Source organism: Arthrobacter sp. GmRoot5-12 (assembly GCF_059739365.1).
Map to the genome: position 1 here is coordinate 3,603,863 of NZ_AP046056.1, position 16,293 is coordinate 3,620,155.

The following is a 16,293-nucleotide window of genomic DNA, read 5'->3' on the forward strand; positions in this document are numbered from 1 at the left end:
GCCGCTGGCCGCGGCGTTTTCCTTGAGTGTCAGTGGTTGCCGATAGCTTAGGGATATGCGGTTACTTCACACCTCGGACTGGCATCTGGGCCGTTCCTTCCACGGCGTCGGCATGCTGGACGCCCAGCGCGCCTTCGTTGACCAGCTGGTGGCAGCGGTCCAGCGGGACAGCGTGGACGTTGTCCTGATCGCCGGCGACGTCTATGACCGGGCGCTGCCGGGCGTGGACGTGGTCCACCTGCTTGATGACGCACTGGTCCGCCTGACTGCCACGGGTGCAAAAGTGGTGCTTACCAGCGGGAACCACGACTCCGCCATCCGCCTGGGTTTTGCCTCCCGCCTGCTGGAACGCGGGGGAGTGCACCTGCGCACCAGGGTGGAGGACCTCGCCCACCCGCTCCTGCTGCCGCTGGGCGCGGATGCTGCCGGAAAGGACGCCGTCCTCGCGCTGTACGGCATCCCATGGCTTGAGCCCAGGCTTGTCGCCGAACAGCTGGGGGCGGAAACGCCAAGCCATTTCGAGGTAACCCGGGCGGCCACCGCCCTGATCCGGGAGGACATCGCCCGGCGGGCGGCTACCGCCACCGTCCACTCCGTAATCCTGGCCCACACCTTCGCCAGCGGCGGCATCAGTTCGGACAGCGAACGGGACCTCAGCATCGGCGGAGTGGGCGCGGTGCCGCTGGACCTCTTCGACGGCTTCAGCTACACCGCCCTGGGCCACCTGCACGGGCGTCAACAGCTGTCCGGCTCCGTCAGGTATTCCGGGTCGCCGCTGGCCTATTCCTTCTCCGAGGCCGCCCACCGGAAGGGTGCCTGGCTGGTGGACATCGGTCCGGCGGGAGTCACATCCGTGGCGGAGGTCCTGTGGGAGGCCCCGCGGTCCCTCGCCGTACTGCGCGGAACCCTGGAAGATCTCCTGGCGGACCCGGGCCACGCCTGGGCTGAGACCGCCTACTGCCAGATCACCCTGACGGATGCCCAGCGTCCCGCCCGTGCCATGGAACGGCTCCGCGCCAGGTTCCCGGACACCCTGGTCCTGTCCTTCGATCCGCAGGGCGGGGCTGCCGCCCCCCAAGCCAGCTACAGCAGCAGGCTCGCGGGCGCACCGGATGACCTCGCCCTGTGCTGCGGTTTCCTGGAGCATGTGCGGGGACGGACTGCAGACCCGGCGGAGAAGAACGCGCTCGCCGCCGCGCTGGAAAACGTCAGGCTGCTGGAGGCGTCACGGTGAGGATCCACCATCTGCGCATCTCCGGGTTCGGCCCTTTCGCCGGAACCGAGGACATCGACTTTGACCGCCTCAGCGCCCATGGCCTGTTCCTGCTGAACGGGCCCACCGGTGCCGGCAAGACCAGCGTGCTGGATGCCATCTGCTTTGCCCTGTACGGATCTGTCCCCGGTGCCCGGCAGGACGGCAAGCGGCTGCGCAGCGACCACGCGGAACCCGGTCAGGAACCTTCCGTGACCTGCGAGTTCTCCTCGCAGGGCCGCCGCTTCGAAGTGACCCGCTCGCCGGCGTGGGACAAGCCCAGCGCGCGGGGCAAGAATGGCTTCACGGTCCAGCAGGCAAAAACGCTGCTCCGCGAACGGATCGACGGGGCGTGGGTGGAAAAGTCCGCGCGCAACGACGAAGCAGGCGCGGAGATCATGGCGCTGCTGGGCATGGACCGTGAGCAGTTCACCCGGGTGGTCATGCTGCCGCAGGGTGATTTCGCTGCCTTCCTCCGCTCCAAGGCCGCCGACCGCCTGGACCTGCTGCAAAAGCTCTTCGGCACCCAGCGCTTCGAGGCCCTGGAACAGGAACTCTCGCGTCAGGCTGCCGCCGCCCGGGAGGACGTCGCCGCCCTGTCCGGCCAACTCGGCCTCCTTGCCTCGCGTGCCGAAACCGAGGCCGCTCCGCTCCAGCTTCCTGATGCCGGAGCTCCGCCGGCGGACGACGTCCCCGGCCGCCTTGACTGGCTGCAGGCTTCCGTTGCCGGCCGGCTGGCGGAACTCACGGAGCACGCCGCAGCCGCGGCGGCGCTCAGCCAGGACCGCCGAAGTGAGGTGGACAGCGAAGCCGCGCGGCATGAGCGGCACCGGAAACTCCAGGCGGCCACCGCCCGGCGGAAGTCCGTGGAGGACGGGGCTGCGCATCGCGATGAGCTCTCCTCCCGTCTGGCCCGGCACCGCCAGGCCGAGGTCCTCCAGGGGCAGCTGCAGGCCGTGGACGCTGCGGCAGCCAAGGTCCACAACGCGGAAGCCGCTGCAGAATCTGCCCTGACGTTGCTGCGGATGGCTGCCACGGACGACGGCGAACTGGCCCGGCTGGGCCTGGAAACCCTGGGCTCCAAAACACTGGGCTCCAAATCACCGGGCTCCAAATCACCAGGCTCCGAAACACAGGGTTTGGAACCATTCGCCGCCGGAGGCAGCGTCCCCGGGGCAGCGGACGAACTGGGCCGGCTGCGTTCGCTGCTGGCCGTCGTCGAGGCCCGGCTGCCGGACGAGGACAGGCTCCAGGACCTGCGGAAGCGGCACCGGAGCCGGGCCGGCCGGCAGGAAGAGCTCCGGCTCACCGTGGAGACGCTGGGGAATCGCGCAGCCCATTTGCAGGACGATCGGGCGGTACTGGCCGACGGTATGGACCAGCTGGAAGCGCGCTCCATCGAGGCGGCACTCCGCCGTAAGGAAGCCGCTGCGGCCGCGGAGCTGCTGGACATCGTCCGGCGGCACGGGCGGGCTGCCCAGCGGAGGGACCTGGCCAGGATCCGCCATGACGATTCGCGGGAGGACCTCCTGGAGGCAAAACGCCATTGGCTGGACCTGCGGGAGGTCAGGCTCGCCAACGCCGCATCCGAGCTGGCAGCCAAGCTGGTTGCCGGCGAGCCCTGTCCCGTCTGCGGAAGCGGGCAGCATCCACGCCCCGCGGATGGCGGCACTACCGGCCCGGGCCTGGCCCAGGATGAAGAGGAAGCCCACCGCTTATACGAGGCCGCAGAGGCAGCCCATGCCCTGGTTGCCGCTGACCTTGCAGAAGCGGAGCAGGCCGTGGCAGTCCTCGCGGGCCAGGGCGGGACCACCCCTGTTGAAGAGGCACGCGCCGGTGCCGAGGCCGCCCTCGCTGCCGCCGCGGACGCCGAGCAGGCCGCAGAGGAGCTGCAGGACAGGCGGCAACGGCTGGAAGCGCTGGATGCCGGCCTGGGGCAGGCGCGTGCCGCGCTGTCCGAAACAGAGGCAGAGCTGTCCCGGACTGCCGTGTCCCTTGCCGAGGCGGCCGAACAGGCTGCAGCACTGGACAAGGCGCTCGCCGCCCTGCGCGGCCCCCACCCCAGCTTGACCCGCCGGCTGCGGGCACTCGAGGACGCCGCAGCTGTCCTGGACAAGGCCGTCGAGGCGCAGACGCGGCTGGACGCGGCGCGGCTGCAGTCCGCCGAGGCGCAGGAGCAGTTGGAACTGGCCCTGCCGGGTGCGGGTTTCGCCACGGCAGACGACGTCCGCAGCCAGCTCCTTGGCGCCGCCGAAGCGGCAGCCCTGGAAGCCGCCGGCCGTGCAGCCCAGGACGAAGCCGCGCGCGTTGCCGGATTGTTCGAATCCGAGGAAATTGTGCTGGCCCTGGCAGAAGCCGCGGACGGCTTCCGGGCAGACGAGGAGCGGCTGGCAGCGCTTCGCCTGGAGGCGGCCACTGCCCAGAATGACGCGCGGGAAGCCGATCTTGCCGCCGGTCTCGCCTCGCGTTGCCTGGAATCCCTGAAAACGATCGCCGCCGACTACCAGGAGCTGGTCCGCGCATCCCGGGAACCGGCGGAGCGGGCACAGATGCTTGCCGGGCTGGCTGACGCCGCAGCCGGCCGGGGTGAGAACACGTACCGGATGAGCCTGAACAGCTACGTCCTGGCGGCGAGGCTGGAGCAGGTGGCCCTCGCCGCGTCCGAACGCCTGGTGGCCATGAGTGATGGCCGCTACCTGCTCCAGCACACCGACGCCAAGGCAGCGCGTGGCGCAAAATCAGGGCTGGGACTTGAAGTGGTGGACCAGTGGACGGGCTTCCGGCGGGACACCTCCACCCTGTCCGGAGGCGAGTCCTTCATGGCGTCGCTCTCGCTGGCACTCGGGCTGGCGGACGTCGTCCAGCAGGAGGCCGGAGGGGTGGAAATCGAGACCCTGTTCGTGGATGAGGGCTTCGGAAGCCTGGACGAACAGTCCTTGGAACAGGTCATGAATGCCATTGAGGGGCTCCGCGACGGCGGCAGGGTGGTGGGACTGGTCAGCCATGTTGCCGAGATGAAACAGCGCATCGGGACCCAGTTGCAAGTGATCAAGAGCCGGAACGGCTCCACGCTGCGGATCTCCGAGACTGTGGACGCCCTCGCCTGACCCGGCCGATATACTGGAGCGCGTTACCGGGTTGCGCGCATCGGGAGGAGGGACGATGCGCACCTATTGAACGAGCCCGGAATTGACACCACAAACTACTCCTTCAACCACCCCCGACACTCCTGCCCGCACCGCCGCAGAGCAGGAAACCTCCAGCCCGGACTCCATGGAACGGGCAGCGAGGGGGCGTTTTTCCCGGCTGCCGCAGCTCGCCGGCAGAAGCTTCATTCCCTTGGGACTTTTTGCGCGGCTTCCCCTGGCCATGCTGGCCATGGGCACGCTGACCCTGGTCACCTCGGTCACGGGTTCCTTCGCCGCCGGCGGGGCCGCGGCCGGCGCGGTGGGGATCGGCTCCGCGCTCGGAGCTCCGGTGCTTGGAGCCCTGGCGGACAGGCGGGGACAACGGCCCGTCCTGCTCCTGTCCGCTCTGCTCAACACCCTGGCGGTGCTGGCCTTGGTCTTCATCGCCAACACCACATCCGAGGCGGGGGATTTCCCGCCCGCCGTCCTGGTGGCCGCCTTCGCCGCCGGCGCCACCTGCCCCCAGGTGGGACCCCTGGCCCGGGTCAGGTGGATGGCGCTGACAGCCAGTGCCGCAGGTCCGTCGGCGCCGTCCGGTGGCGCTGCCCGTGAGCTGGACACCGCGCTCTCCTACGAGAGCACGGCCGATGAACTGACGTTTGTCCTGGGGCCGGCCCTGGTGGGAATCCTGGCCAGCCTCGTGGCGCCCTGGCTTCCCCTGGCGCTGGCAGCGGCCATGACCATCACCCTTGTCCCTGCCTTCGCGGTGCACCCTACCCATGGCGCCGTACCTGCCACCGGTCGTCCCGTCCGCAGGAAGGGCACGGGCAGGGCACAACCCGTGAAGCTGCCATGGGTCGTTGCCTTGCCGGTTCTGGCCATGGTCTGCATGGGGACCTTTTTCGGTTCCACCCAGGCCGCCCTCAGCGCCTTCTCTGCGGGGCTCGCTGGCACGGAAATTGCGGGCCTGCTGTACGCCGTGATGGGCCTAAGCTCTGCAGTGGCGGCATTCTCGGTTGCCTACTGGCCGCGGCGCGCCGGCCTGGCACTGCGCTGGGTGCTGTGCGCAGCCCTGATGGCGGGGCTGGCGGTCCTGCTGCTGGTGCCGGCATCGCTGCCCATGATGGCGGCGGTCCTGCTGGTCCTTGGACTCCCGGTGGGTCCGGTCATGGTCACGGTCTTCGCCGTGGGCGGACAGGTGGCTCCCGCCGGCCGGCTTGGCACGGTCATGACCGCCCTGGCCAGCGGTATTGTCGCCGGAACGGCCATCGGGTCCTCGATTGGGGGACAGCTGGCCCAACTCCACGGCCCGGCGGCGGCGTTCCTTGTCCCGGTCTGCGCGGCCGCAGCGCTGGCGCTGCTTGGGGCCGGGGCCGCCGTCGTGCTCCGCCGGAGGACCTGACAGGGCCTCCATGCCAGCCTGCCGCCCTCCCGCCGCTACGCCAGTTGGCCCTCGATCCTGGCGGCGCTTGCGGCGATGGCCGCCCCCACCGTTTCCGGATCATGGGCGGAACGGATGTAGACGACGGCGAGGGCGGCCGGGCGCCCGCCGGGCACCCGGACAGGGGCTGCCAGCGAGGAAACCCCGGCAATGACCTCGTCATGGCTGGCTGAGTAACCCCTCCTCCGCGCTTCCGACGCCTCCGGACGGTAGGGGATACCCGTATCCAAGCGGTCCCACTCGGCTTCGGAAAGGGCCGACTGGATGGCGATACCCGGCGCGCCTGCGTTGATGGGGTGGCGCGTACCAGGGTGCTGGGCCACGGTGGCGCCCGAATGCCGCGGCTCAACCGTGACGAGCGTGATGCAGTCATGGTGGTCCCACACCGCAACGAACGCCGTCATATCCAGCGAGTTCGCCAACTGGGTGAGCTCGGGAAGGGCGGCGCTCTGCAGGTTGCGCGATACTCCCCGGGCCAGGACTGCCAGGCCGGGGCCGGGCTGGACCCGTCCGGCATCGTCACGCACCAGGAGGGAATGGTCTTCCAGGGTACGCAGGATCCGGTAGGCCACCGAACGGTGGACACCCATGGCGTCGGCCAGTTCGGCGATGGTCAGCGGGCCCGGGGCAGCTGCCAGGATCTCAAGGGCGCGGATGCCGCGCGAAAGGGTCTGGGACGGCGAAGCCTGCGGCTCCGCCGCCCGGGCTGCGGCTGCTGGAGGTGTCATGAAATCCATCCTAGGGGCGAACGCGCGGCCTGCCGTGACCCTTGTCTCATCCGGGCGCACCGGGTATTGTCCTCTATACGAACTCGCAGTTCGAATATAGAACTCAATGTCGGGCACATCCCCTTGAAAAAAATCCGCACCCCGTGTCCCGCATCACAATTCCGTAGTACCCTACTAACTAACTGACCGTTCTGTCGGTAATTCTGAAGGCGTCCGGGTGGCACTGCTGCCCAATAAACAATGGAGTTTCAATGACCACACCTTCCAAGGTGGATACCCCCGCCGGTCCCAGCAGCCGGCGGGAGGAACGCAAGGTCCTCGCCGGCACCCTCGTCGGCACCACCATCGAGTGGTACGACTTCTTCATCTTTGCCCAGCTGACCGCAACGCTGCTGTCGCCGCTGTTCCTGGCACCGCTGAACGAGTCCAACCCGGGCCTGGCGCAGATCCTCTCGTTTGCCCTCATCGGCATCAGCTTCCTGTTCCGCCCGCTCGGCGCTGTTGTCGCCGGACACCTGGGCGACCGACTGGGGCGTAAGGCGATGCTGGTCTTCACCCTGGTCATGATGGGCGCCGCGACGGCCCTGATCGGCATGCTCCCCACGTATGCGCAGATCGGTGCCTGGGCTCCCATCCTGCTGATCCTGCTGCGCGTCATCCAGGGCTTCTCGGCCGGCGGGGAATGGGGCGGCGCCGCCCTGATGGCTGTTGAGCATGCACCCATCAGCCGCCGCGGCCTGTTCGGAGCCTACCCGCAGATCGGCGTACCCGTAGGCATGATCCTGGCCACCGGCCTGCTCTACTTCCTCAACACCGGCATGTCCAAGGAAGACTTCGCGGCATGGGGCTGGCGCGTGCCGTTCCTGCTCTCCATCGTCCTGATCGTGGTGGGCTACCTGATCCGCCGCGCAGTCGCCGAGAGCCCCGTCTTCCAGGAGATGGCCCTGCGGAAGAAGGAAAGCAAAGCGCCGCTGGGCGAGCTGATCCGGAACCACAAACTGCCCGTCCTGTACTCCACCCTGATCTTCATCGGCAACAACGCCGCCGGGTACCTGCTGATCGCGTTCTTCATCTCCTACGCGACCAAGACCCTGAAGATGCCCACCCCGCAGATCCTCCTGGCCACCACCCTGGCGTCCTTTGGCTGGCTGATCTTCACCCTGGTGGGCGGCTGGCTGTCGGACCGGATCGGCCGCGTGAAGACCTTCCTCACCGGCTACGCCATCGTCTTTGCCTGGATGATCCCCATGTTCGCCCTCATCGACACCAAGAACATCCTGCTCTACGGCGTCGCCCTGTTCGTCCTGACCATCGGCCTGGGCCTGTCCTACGGTCCCATGTCGGCCATGTATGCAGAGATGTTCCCCGCCAACGTCAGGTACTCCGGCATCTCCATCGGCTACGCCTTCGGCGCCATCCTGGGCGGCGCCTTCGCGGCCACCATTGCCGAGTCACTGCTGCAGGCCACCAAGTGGACCGGTTCGATCGGCATCTACATCATGGTCCTCTGCGTCATTTCGGCCGTCGGCGTGGTGCTGGCCAAGGAAACCAAGGGCCGCCCGCTGGGCGTCAGCAACCACCACTGATCCCCATCGCCCCCGGACGACGTGGGCAGGACTGCAGGCCCGGACCGCAAGGTCCGGGCCTCTGTGCTTCCGGGCGGCCTAGTGCGCCAGCAGCCTGACCGCGTCGTCGTCGCTCAACTGCCCAAAGTGCCGGTAATAGCTTCCAACAGCCCGGAATCTTCCCGGCAGGTGCAGGCACACCACGGCTTCGCACACCCGCTCAAGCGAGGCTTCGGCGTCGATCGATCCCACGGGAGCTGCCGCCACCACGGCAGCCGCGCCGCCCTCCCGCATGGCTTCGACGGCGGCACGCATCGTGGCGCCCGTGGCCAGGCCGTCATCAACCAGGAGGACGGTCCTGTCCGCCACGTCGATGCCGGTTTCCGGATACAGCTCCACCCGGCGGAGCAGTTCGTCCCGTTCGCGCCTCTCAACGTCATCCAGCCATTCCTGCTGCACGCCGTGGTCAAGGACGCGTTCCAGCAACGGCTTGTTGATCAACCGGACCGTGCGCCCTTGCGCCCAGGCCAGCGCCCCAAAGGCGGTTTCCTCGTGACCCGGAATACCCAGCTTGCGCACCAGGACGGCGCCCAGGGGCAGGTCGAGGGCAGCCGCTGCAGCCGCGGCGACAGGAATACCGCCGCGCGCCAGGCCCAGGACCACGGTGCCCGGCTGTTCCCGGAACTGTCCAAGCGCAGCGGCCAGGCGGTGGCCGGCGTCAGTGCGGTCTTCGAAACGCGTACCCATCTGTCCCTCCCGGCAACTGCGGCCTGCCTGCCCCCAGCGTACTGCTGGATGCCCTGGCGGTTTCAGCCCGGGGCCAGGCTTTCCAGCAAGACCCGGGCCCTGCCTAGACGGACAGGAACGAGATGGCGGCCTGCTTGAAGGCCCTGCTGGTGATGGCGTTGGTGTGGTTCCGGCCCGGGAGGACCAGCTGTTCGACCATGGAACCGGCGCCGCGGGCCAGCTCGGCGAGCCTGGGCAGGATCGCAGCGCGTTCGTCCTTGTCGCCCGCCACCAGCAGCATGGGAACATGGGGGACTGCCTCGGCGGGGTCGTAGGGCTCGGCCTTGATGGCCTCCACCAGGGACAGCAGCGCGAAGATGTTGTTGTTCGGCAGCAGCAATGCCATCTTCAGGAGCTGGGCGGTTGATTCGTCCTGGATCGGTGTCCCGTCCGCAAGGTAGTCCTGGGCGGCGATGAGGTCGAATGCAGCAAGGGGGTCGGAGTCGTTGGGGCCGCCGAGCACCAGCCGGTGCACCAGCTCGGGCTGGGTTGCGGCGAACTCCCAGGCGAGCCTGGATCCCAGGGAGTAGCCCACGACGTCCAGCCCGCTGGAAGGGTCGCCGTCCTGCAGGGGGTGGACGCCGGCGTCGAACGCCGCCTGGAGCAGGTCCGCCCTGATCCTGCTGGGGGAGTAGGAGTCACGGTCCTCCGGCGCGCCGCTGCGGCCGTGGCCGGGAAGGTCCACGGTGATGACCCGGCGGCCGGCCTCGAGCAGCGCCGACACCCAGCCGGTGTCCTCCCAATTGAGCTTGGAGGAGGAGGAGAAGCCGTGCAGCAGCAGGACCGGCCGCAGGCCGGCATCGTTTGCGGGCTCATGGACCGCCACATACAGCTGGGGGTCGGTGCCTTCAACGGTGTGCGCGTGCTGCTGTCCGGTGTGCCTGCCGCTCATGGTGTCAGTTCCCCAATCAGGTACGGCGCCTGGGCGGGCCCGGCGCGTCGGTGCGTCTTCCTTGGAAAGGTACGCACCACTCTACCTGTTGGCAGGCTGGTCCCTGCCGGTGAGGCGGGCCCCGGCAGCACACGCCAGCGCGATGCCGGCAACCAGGGCGAAGGTGCTGAAAAGCTGCACCCGGCTGCTCTCCGCGCTGAGGCCGACGGCGAAAATCACCCCAAGGAGGACCAGGCCCAGGATGGTCAGGCCGGGAAAGCCCTTCATCCGCAGCGGAAGCGGGATTCCGTCCCGGTCTGCCCGGCGGCGCAGGATCAACTGGGAGACCAGGGCGCTGCCCCAGACCACCAGGCATGTCGATCCCACCAGCTGGAACAGGGCGGGCAGGATCCGGTCCGGGAACAACAGCTCCAGGACGGTGGCGATGAAGCCGAAGGCCACCGATACCGCCACTGCGGCCAGGGGCACGGCGGCGCCGTTGAGGCGGGTCAGGACGCGCGGCGCTTCACCGCGCTGCGCCAGGGAGTACACCATGCGGGACGCGCCATAGAGGTTGGCGTTCAGTGCCGAGAGAAGTGCGACGACGGCCACCAGGGTGATGGCGGTGGACGCACCGGGGATCCGGGCCGCATCCAGCACCCCGGCGAAGGGCGAGGCCAGGCTGCTGGACGTGGCGGGGAGGACGGCGGCGATGACGAAGACGGAGCCGATGTAGAACACCAGGATGCGCCACACCACGGTCCGGATGGCCTTGCCCACGCTGCGTTCCGGGTCCTCGGTTTCGGCCGCGGCCACCGAGACGATTTCCGTCCCGCCGAATGCGAAGATCACCACGAACAGGGCCGCCGCAACGCCGCCCAGACCCTGGGGAGCAAAGTTGCCGGTAAGGTTTCCGGCTCCCGGGGAGTCGACGCCGGGCAGCAGCCCCAGGAGCAAAGCGGCCCCCACTGCAAGGAACAGCACGATGACGGCCACCTTGAGGATGGCGAACCAGAACTCGAACTCACCGAAGTTCCGGACACCGGCCAGGTTGATGCCGGTAAACACCACCATGAACAGCAGCGCCAGCGCCCAGGCCGGGATCATGGGCCAGACGGAGAACAGCAGCCCGGCGGCGCCCAGTGCCTCGGCCGCGATCACCACCACCAGCTGCAGCCACCACAGCCATCCGATGGTGGCCCCGGCCGTACGCCCCATGGCCCGCCCGGCGTAAACGGAAAAGGCGCCGCTGTTCGGGTTGGCGGCCGCCATTTCGCCCAAGGCCCACATCACCAGGATGATCAGCGTGCCGGCCACCAGGTAGGAGATGAGGACTGCCGGTCCGGCGGCCTGGACCCCGGCACCCGATCCCAGGAACAAGCCTGCGCCGATGGCACTGCCCAGCCCCATCATGGTGAGCTGGCGCGGCTTCATGCTGTGGCTTGCCGGCGTCTTGGGCGGGGCTGCGGCGGACATGGTCCGGCCAGACTTCATCGTCATTGGGATGGTGCACCTTCTGGGGCTGGTTCGACAGTCCGGTCCGGATGGTCCGGGGGTCCTTGTGGGACCTTTTGAATTTACCGGCTTCGAGGAGCCGCCCAAAAACGGCAGGAAGAACCGCCAGGGGAGAAGGGCGGGCGCGCCCTGGACCCTGGACCGTTCCGGCGTCCCCAGGCGGCAGCAGAAACATTTCCCATTCCTGCGCCGCTGGTCGTAGAATTAGTTTTGGTCAAGTTGACCATAACTGTGAAGAACCGCCGCATCCGGCGATGGGCACGACGAGAGGCGGTGGAACGTGTACTACAGCTCGGCAAACGTGTCTGAGCGGCAGGCCGCGCCGCCGTCGCTGGCCATTTCCACGGTGATCTTCGCCCTGCGGCCCAGTGAAACGTCGGGCCGTCCCACGCTGTGGCTGCCCCTGGTGCGGCGCATCCGTGAGCCCTTCAAGGGGCTGTGGGCACTGCCGGGCGGCCCCCTCAGCCATGAGGAGTCGCTCCAGGACGCCGCGGCCAGGAACCTGCGGGAGACCACAGGCCTGGCGCCCCGCTACCTTGAGCAGCTGTACGCCTTCGGCGGCCTGCACCGCTCACCCACGCAGCGCGTGGTCTCCATCGTGTACTGGGCCCTGGTCCAGCCCACGGAGGCTGCGCTCGCCGACGAATCCGAGAACGTGCGGTGGTTCCGCGCGGACCGCCTGGGCGGGCTGGCCTTCGACCACAACGCGATCGTTGACTACGCCCTCGGGCGACTGCGCAACAAGCTGGCCTACGGCTCAGTGGCGTACCACCTGCTGGGCGAGTACTTCACCCTAGCCCAGGTCCGCGAAGTCTACGAAGCTGTCCTGGACCGCGAACTGGATCCCGCCAACTTCCGCCGGCAACTCAAATCCACCCCGGAAATCGAAGAAACCGGGGAATACCTCCAAGGCGGGAAACACCGTCCGCCACGCCTCTACCGCTACACCGGCCGGCCAGGCCTTGACCCAGACAACAGGAGCACACCATGAGCAGCGTCAACACGGCAATCCAGCTGATCACGCGCGAACAGGCCGAAAAAGGCGCAGCCGAACGCAGCACCTGCAGCCCGGCACTGGCGAGCGGACCCTGGGACTACGACCTGGCCGAGGCGCTGGCGGGTGTCCCCGCCTACGGCCCGGGTGCATCCAGCGCCGACCCCGCCCCCGCCACCACCCCGCGCCAGGGCCAGCTCCCCGAGGAATACAAGCGGGCCAGCGACGCCGAACTCGGCGAACGGATCAAAGCCGCCAAAGCCGAACTGGGGGAACGCGCCGTCATCCTGGGCCACTTCTACCAGCGCGACGAGGTGATCCAGTACGCCGACTTCGTGGGTGACTCCTTCCAGCTCGCCAACGCGGCACTCACCAGGCCGGAGGCCGAGGCGATCGTCTTCTGCGGGGTCCATTTCATGGCCGAAACCGCGGACATTCTCTCCACCCCGGAGCAGGCGGTCATCCTGCCCAACCTCGCCGCCGGCTGCTCCATGGCCGACATGGCGGACGCGGACTCCGTGGAGGAATGCTGGGAGCAGCTGGCGGAGATCTTCGGCACCGAGCCCGACGCCGACGGCCGGGTTCCGGTCATCCCCGTCACCTACATGAATTCCTCCGCAGCCCTGAAGGCTTTCTGCGGCGAGCACGGCGGCATCGTCTGCACCTCCTCCAACGCCAGGACCGTCCTGGAGTGGGCGTTCCAGCGCGGCCAGCGGGTGCTGTTCTTCCCCGACCAGCACCTCGGCCGCAACACCGCCAAGGCCCTGGGCGTACCGCTTGGGCAGATGCCCATGTGGAACCCGCGCAAGGACCTCGGCGGCAACGACGAACAGGCGCTGCTCGACTCCCGGGTGATCCTCTGGCACGGGTTCTGCTCCGTGCACAAGCGCTTCAACGTAGCCCAGATCGAGAAGGCCCGCGCCGATTTCCCCGGCGTGCAGGTGATCGTGCACCCCGAATGCCCCATGGAAGTGGTGGACGCCGCCGATTCCGCCGGCTCCACCGACTTCATCAAGAAAGCCATCGCCGCAGCCACCGAGCCCACCACGTTCGCCATCGGCACCGAAATCAACATGGTGAACCGGCTCGCCGCCGAATACCCGCAGCACACCATCTTCTGCCTGGACCCGGTGATCTGCCCCTGCTCCACGATGTACCGCATCCACCCCGGTTACCTTGCCTGGGTGCTGGAGGAACTGGTGGCCGGCCGCATCGTCAACCGCATCACGGTGGCTGACGATGTGCAGGCCAACGCCAGGACGGCGCTCGAGCGCATGCTCGCTGCGAGGCCCTGATGCGCCGCGGGCCCGACGCACCCGCCCGCCGGCTCGCCGTCGTCGGAAGCGGCATCGCGGGACTTTACGCCGCCCTGCTTGCCGCAGATGCCGGCGCCGACGTGGTGCTGGTGACCAAAGGCGCACTGGAGCACAGCAACACCTGGTACGCGCAGGGCGGCATCTCCGCCGTGCTCGCCGAACCTGCGCCGGGGGACACCGTTGCCGCGCACATCGCGGACACGCTCCGGGCAGGGGCGGGGCACTGCAACGAGGACGCCGTCCGGCTGATGTGCACGCAGGCACGGCAGGACATCGCCGGCCTCCAGCGCTACGGGGTGGCGTTTGACGCGGGGCCAGCTGGAGCGGGCCACGGTGACGCAAGGCACGACGGCGGCCCGGCCCTTGGGCTCGAGGCAGCACACAGTGCCCCGCGCATCCTGCACGCAGGAGGGGACGCCACGGGCGCGCGCGTCGCCGGTGCACTGATCCAGGCGGTCCTGTCCCTGCGGGACGCGGGTAAGTTGACGCTCCTCACGGAAGCCCACGTCACAGCCCTCACCACCCGCGACGGGAATGTGAGCGGGGTCGAATACCACCAGGACGGCCGCAACCTCAGCCTGGACGTGGACGCCGTCCTGCTCGCCACCGGAGGAGCCGGCCAGTTGTTCGCCCAAACCACCAACCCCGCCGTGGCCACCGCCGACGGCCTGGCGCTCGCCGTCCGCGCCGGCGCAGCCACGGCAGACCTCGAATTCTTCCAGTTCCACCCCACCTGCCTGGTCAGCTCCGCCACCGCCCACCCCGGACGCCTGGACGGACCCCTGCTGATCTCCGAAGCCGTCCGCGGCGAAGGCGCCGTCCTGCTCGACTCCAACGGCCGGCGCTTCATGAAGGCCTACCACCCAGACGCCGAACTGGCACCCCGCGATGTCGTCTCACGCAGCATCGCCCTCCACCTCGCTAAACTCGGTGACCCCAACGGCCACGTCTACCTCGACGCCCGCGCCATCGAACAGGCCAGGGGCAACGGGTTCCTCCAACAGCGGTTCCCCACCCTCACCCGCAAGACCCTGGACGCCGGTATCGACTGGACCCGCGAACTGGTCCCCGTCGCACCTGCCGCCCACTACTGGATGGGCGGCGTAACCACCGACCTCCACGCCCGCACCACCGTCCCCGGGCTCTACGCAGCCGGTGAAGTTGCGTGCACCGGCGTCCAAGGGGCAAACCGGCTGGCCAGCAACTCCCTCCTCGAAGGACTCGTCTTCGGCCGCCGCGCTGTCGAAGACTTCCTCTGCGGTGACGCGCTTCCTTGGGTGTCGCCTGACGGCGCTCCTCCGCTCGCTGTCTCGGCCGCTGCCGGCCTCCCCTTGACGCTCGCTTCCGGAGCACCCTCAGTCGACGTTTGTCGGGTCCCCTTGGGTGCTGCCGCAGAAGGCGCGGCGGACCGGCCAGGTGGTCCGCTCGGGAGCCTGCCGTCCAACTTCGGCGGGGGCGGGGAGGCCGGGAAGGCGTTTTCGCGGGGCGCCCTTCGGCGGTTGATGACCTCGCATGCCGGGGTTTTGCGGTCCGGGGAATTGTTGGCTGAGGCTGCTTCCACTCTTGACCGGTGGGCCGCCGTCGTCCGTCCCCATGCTGACTCGCCCTCTGCCGGCCCTGCCGTGCTTGAGGACCGGAACCTGCTGCTGGCCGCCCAGCTGCTCGTCGACGGCGCCCTTGGCCGCCGCGAATCCCTCGGGGCGCACTACCGCAGTGATGATCCCGCAGACCCTGAAACCACTTACCCTCCGCGCCCGAAAGCGAGCCTGCTCCATGACTGAACCCGCCGTGATCGACCAGGCAGCCACCCTGCGCCCCGCACTGGACCTCACCCTTCCCGCGGCACCGGTCAGGGAGATCCTGGAACGGGCCTTCGCCGAGGATGCACCCTCCGGCGACATCACCTCGCAACTGCTCATTCCCGCCTCGGCCCGCGCCACGGCCGTCCTCAATGCCCGGGTGGCCGGGGTCCTCAGCGGCGCAACAGTGTTCCGCGACGCGATGCAGCTGGTGGATCCCGCCACCCAGGTGGAGCTGCTCGTGGCGGACGGGGAAGCGTTCCACGCCGGCACGCACCTTGCGAGGGTCACCGGCAGCGCCCGTTCGGTGCTGATGGCAGAACGCGTGGCGCTCAACCTGGTCCAGCGGATGTCCGCCATCGCCACCAAGACCGCCGCGTTCGTCCGGCTCGCCGAGGGGACCCGGGCGCGCATCACCGACACGCGCAAGACCACGCCGGGCCTGCGCGTGCTGGAACGGTTCGCCGTACGGTGCGGCGGCGGCGCAAACCACCGGTACAGCCTGTCCGACGCGGTGCTGGCCAAGGACAACCACCTGGCCGTGATGACCGGGGGAGACCCGGCAAAGCTCACCGGGCTCCTGCTGGCCGCCAAAGCCCAGCTGGGGCACACCACCCACTTTGAAGTGGAAGTGGACAGCATGGAGCAGATCGAGCCCGTGCTGGCCGCCGGCGTGGACACCATCATGCTGGACAACTTCACGGTTGAGGAGCTGAAGGCCGGCGTGGCCCTCGTGGCCGGTCGCGCCCGCGTGGAAGCAAGCGGCAACGTCAACCCCGGCACCGTCGCGGCGATTGCCGCCACAGGGGTGGACGTAATCTCCGTGGGGGCACTGACGCACACCGTGGCCGCACTGGACCTGGGCCTCGACGTCGAACTGACCGCCCGGTGAGCACGC

At 68.8% G+C, this 16,293-nt stretch carries 12 protein-coding genes; 8 read left to right on the forward strand and 4 right to left on the reverse strand.

From position 1 onward, the window contains the following. Positions 1-55: 55 nt before the first annotated feature. The 3 genes from AC6JAM_RS16675 (at position 56) to AC6JAM_RS16685 (ending at position 5,782) form a co-directional block, all read left to right on the forward strand. Positions 56-1,234 (forward strand): exonuclease SbcCD subunit D, encoded by a 1,179-nt coding sequence (locus tag AC6JAM_RS16675; protein ID WP_488315925.1) that lies wholly within the window; start codon positions 56-58, stop codon positions 1,232-1,234. Beyond that, positions 1,231-4,359 (forward strand): AAA family ATPase, encoded by a 3,129-nt coding sequence (locus AC6JAM_RS16680; protein ID WP_497935279.1) that lies wholly within the window; start codon positions 1,231-1,233, stop codon positions 4,357-4,359. Before AC6JAM_RS16675 ends, AC6JAM_RS16680 begins: the two co-directional genes overlap by 4 nt. A 166-nt stretch (positions 4,360-4,525) precedes the next feature. Beyond that, positions 4,526-5,782 (forward strand): MFS transporter, encoded by a 1,257-nt coding sequence (locus AC6JAM_RS16685; protein ID WP_488315965.1) that lies wholly within the window; start codon positions 4,526-4,528, stop codon positions 5,780-5,782. Between the two features lie 35 nt (positions 5,783-5,817). Here the strand turns inward: AC6JAM_RS16685 and AC6JAM_RS16690 are convergent, their stop codons facing one another. After that, positions 5,818-6,549, reverse strand: coding sequence for an IclR family transcriptional regulator (locus AC6JAM_RS16690; protein ID WP_497935280.1), 732 nt, complete (start codon positions 6,547-6,549; stop codon positions 5,818-5,820). A 251-nt stretch (positions 6,550-6,800) separates the two neighbouring features. Between AC6JAM_RS16690 and AC6JAM_RS16695 the strand changes: the two genes are divergently transcribed. Beyond that, on the forward strand, positions 6,801-8,135 hold the full coding sequence (locus AC6JAM_RS16695) for an MFS transporter (RefSeq protein WP_018768365.1): 1,335 nt from the start codon (positions 6,801-6,803) through the stop codon (positions 8,133-8,135). A gap of 78 nt (positions 8,136-8,213) precedes the next feature. Here AC6JAM_RS16695 and AC6JAM_RS16700 read toward each other — a convergent pair whose 3' ends face one another. From AC6JAM_RS16700 to AC6JAM_RS16710, 3 genes are all read right to left on the reverse strand, one after another. After that, positions 8,214-8,861 (reverse strand): phosphoribosyltransferase, encoded by a 648-nt coding sequence (locus tag AC6JAM_RS16700; protein WP_497935281.1) that lies wholly within the window; start codon positions 8,859-8,861, stop codon positions 8,214-8,216. Between the two features lie 103 nt (positions 8,862-8,964). Beyond that, on the reverse strand, positions 8,965-9,792 hold the full coding sequence (locus AC6JAM_RS16705; RefSeq protein ID WP_018768363.1) for an alpha/beta fold hydrolase: 828 nt from the start codon (positions 9,790-9,792) through the stop codon (positions 8,965-8,967). Between the two features lie 81 nt (positions 9,793-9,873). Next, entirely contained in the window at positions 9,874-11,265 is a 1,392-nt protein-coding gene (locus AC6JAM_RS16710) for an amino acid permease (protein ID WP_497935976.1), read from the reverse strand. A 301-nt stretch (positions 11,266-11,566) separates the two neighbouring features. Between AC6JAM_RS16710 and AC6JAM_RS16715 the strand changes: the two genes are divergently transcribed. From AC6JAM_RS16715 to nadC, 4 genes are read left to right on the forward strand one after another with little or no spacing between them, the layout of a single operon-like run. Then, the gene (locus AC6JAM_RS16715; RefSeq protein WP_018768360.1) at positions 11,567-12,277 is read left to right on the forward strand and encodes an NUDIX hydrolase; all 711 of its coding nucleotides are present in this window, start codon (positions 11,567-11,569) and stop codon (positions 12,275-12,277) included. Next, positions 12,274-13,575, forward strand: coding sequence for a quinolinate synthase NadA (gene nadA, locus AC6JAM_RS16720; RefSeq protein ID WP_056387944.1), 1,302 nt, complete (start codon positions 12,274-12,276; stop codon positions 13,573-13,575). Before AC6JAM_RS16715 ends, nadA begins: the two co-directional genes overlap by 4 nt. Continuing rightward, the gene (locus tag AC6JAM_RS16725; protein WP_497935282.1) at positions 13,575-15,377 is read left to right on the forward strand and encodes an L-aspartate oxidase; all 1,803 of its coding nucleotides are present in this window, start codon (positions 13,575-13,577) and stop codon (positions 15,375-15,377) included. The genes nadA and AC6JAM_RS16725 overlap by 1 nt, the downstream gene beginning before the upstream one ends. After that, entirely contained in the window at positions 15,370-16,287 is a 918-nt protein-coding gene (nadC, locus tag AC6JAM_RS16730) for a carboxylating nicotinate-nucleotide diphosphorylase (RefSeq protein WP_497935283.1), read from the forward strand. Before AC6JAM_RS16725 ends, nadC begins: the two co-directional genes overlap by 8 nt. Positions 16,288-16,293: the final 6 nt, after the last annotated feature.

Excerpts from the sequence above, each read along its gene's own strand:
- AC6JAM_RS16725 (WP_497935282.1), top strand. The coding sequence starts at position 13,575 with ATGCGCCGCGGGCCCGACGCACCCGCCCGCCGGCTCGCCGTCGTCGGA.
- nadC (WP_497935283.1), top strand. The coding sequence starts at position 15,370 with ATGACTGAACCCGCCGTGATCGACCAGGCAGCCACCCTGCGCCCCGCA.
- AC6JAM_RS16675 (WP_488315925.1), top strand. The coding sequence starts at position 56 with ATGCGGTTACTTCACACCTCGGACTGGCATCTGGGCCGTTCCTTCCAC.
- AC6JAM_RS16705 (WP_018768363.1), bottom strand. The coding sequence starts at position 9,792 with ATGAGCGGCAGGCACACCGGACAGCAGCACGCGCACACCGTTGAAGGC.
- nadA (WP_056387944.1), top strand. The coding sequence starts at position 12,274 with ATGAGCAGCGTCAACACGGCAATCCAGCTGATCACGCGCGAACAGGCC.
- AC6JAM_RS16710 (WP_497935976.1), bottom strand. The coding sequence starts at position 11,265 with ATGAAGTCTGGCCGGACCATGTCCGCCGCAGCCCCGCCCAAGACGCCG.
- AC6JAM_RS16695 (WP_018768365.1), top strand. The coding sequence starts at position 6,801 with ATGACCACACCTTCCAAGGTGGATACCCCCGCCGGTCCCAGCAGCCGG.
- AC6JAM_RS16685 (WP_488315965.1), top strand. The coding sequence starts at position 4,526 with ATGGAACGGGCAGCGAGGGGGCGTTTTTCCCGGCTGCCGCAGCTCGCC.
- AC6JAM_RS16700 (WP_497935281.1), bottom strand. The coding sequence starts at position 8,861 with ATGGGTACGCGTTTCGAAGACCGCACTGACGCCGGCCACCGCCTGGCC.
- AC6JAM_RS16690 (WP_497935280.1), bottom strand. The coding sequence starts at position 6,549 with ATGACACCTCCAGCAGCCGCAGCCCGGGCGGCGGAGCCGCAGGCTTCG.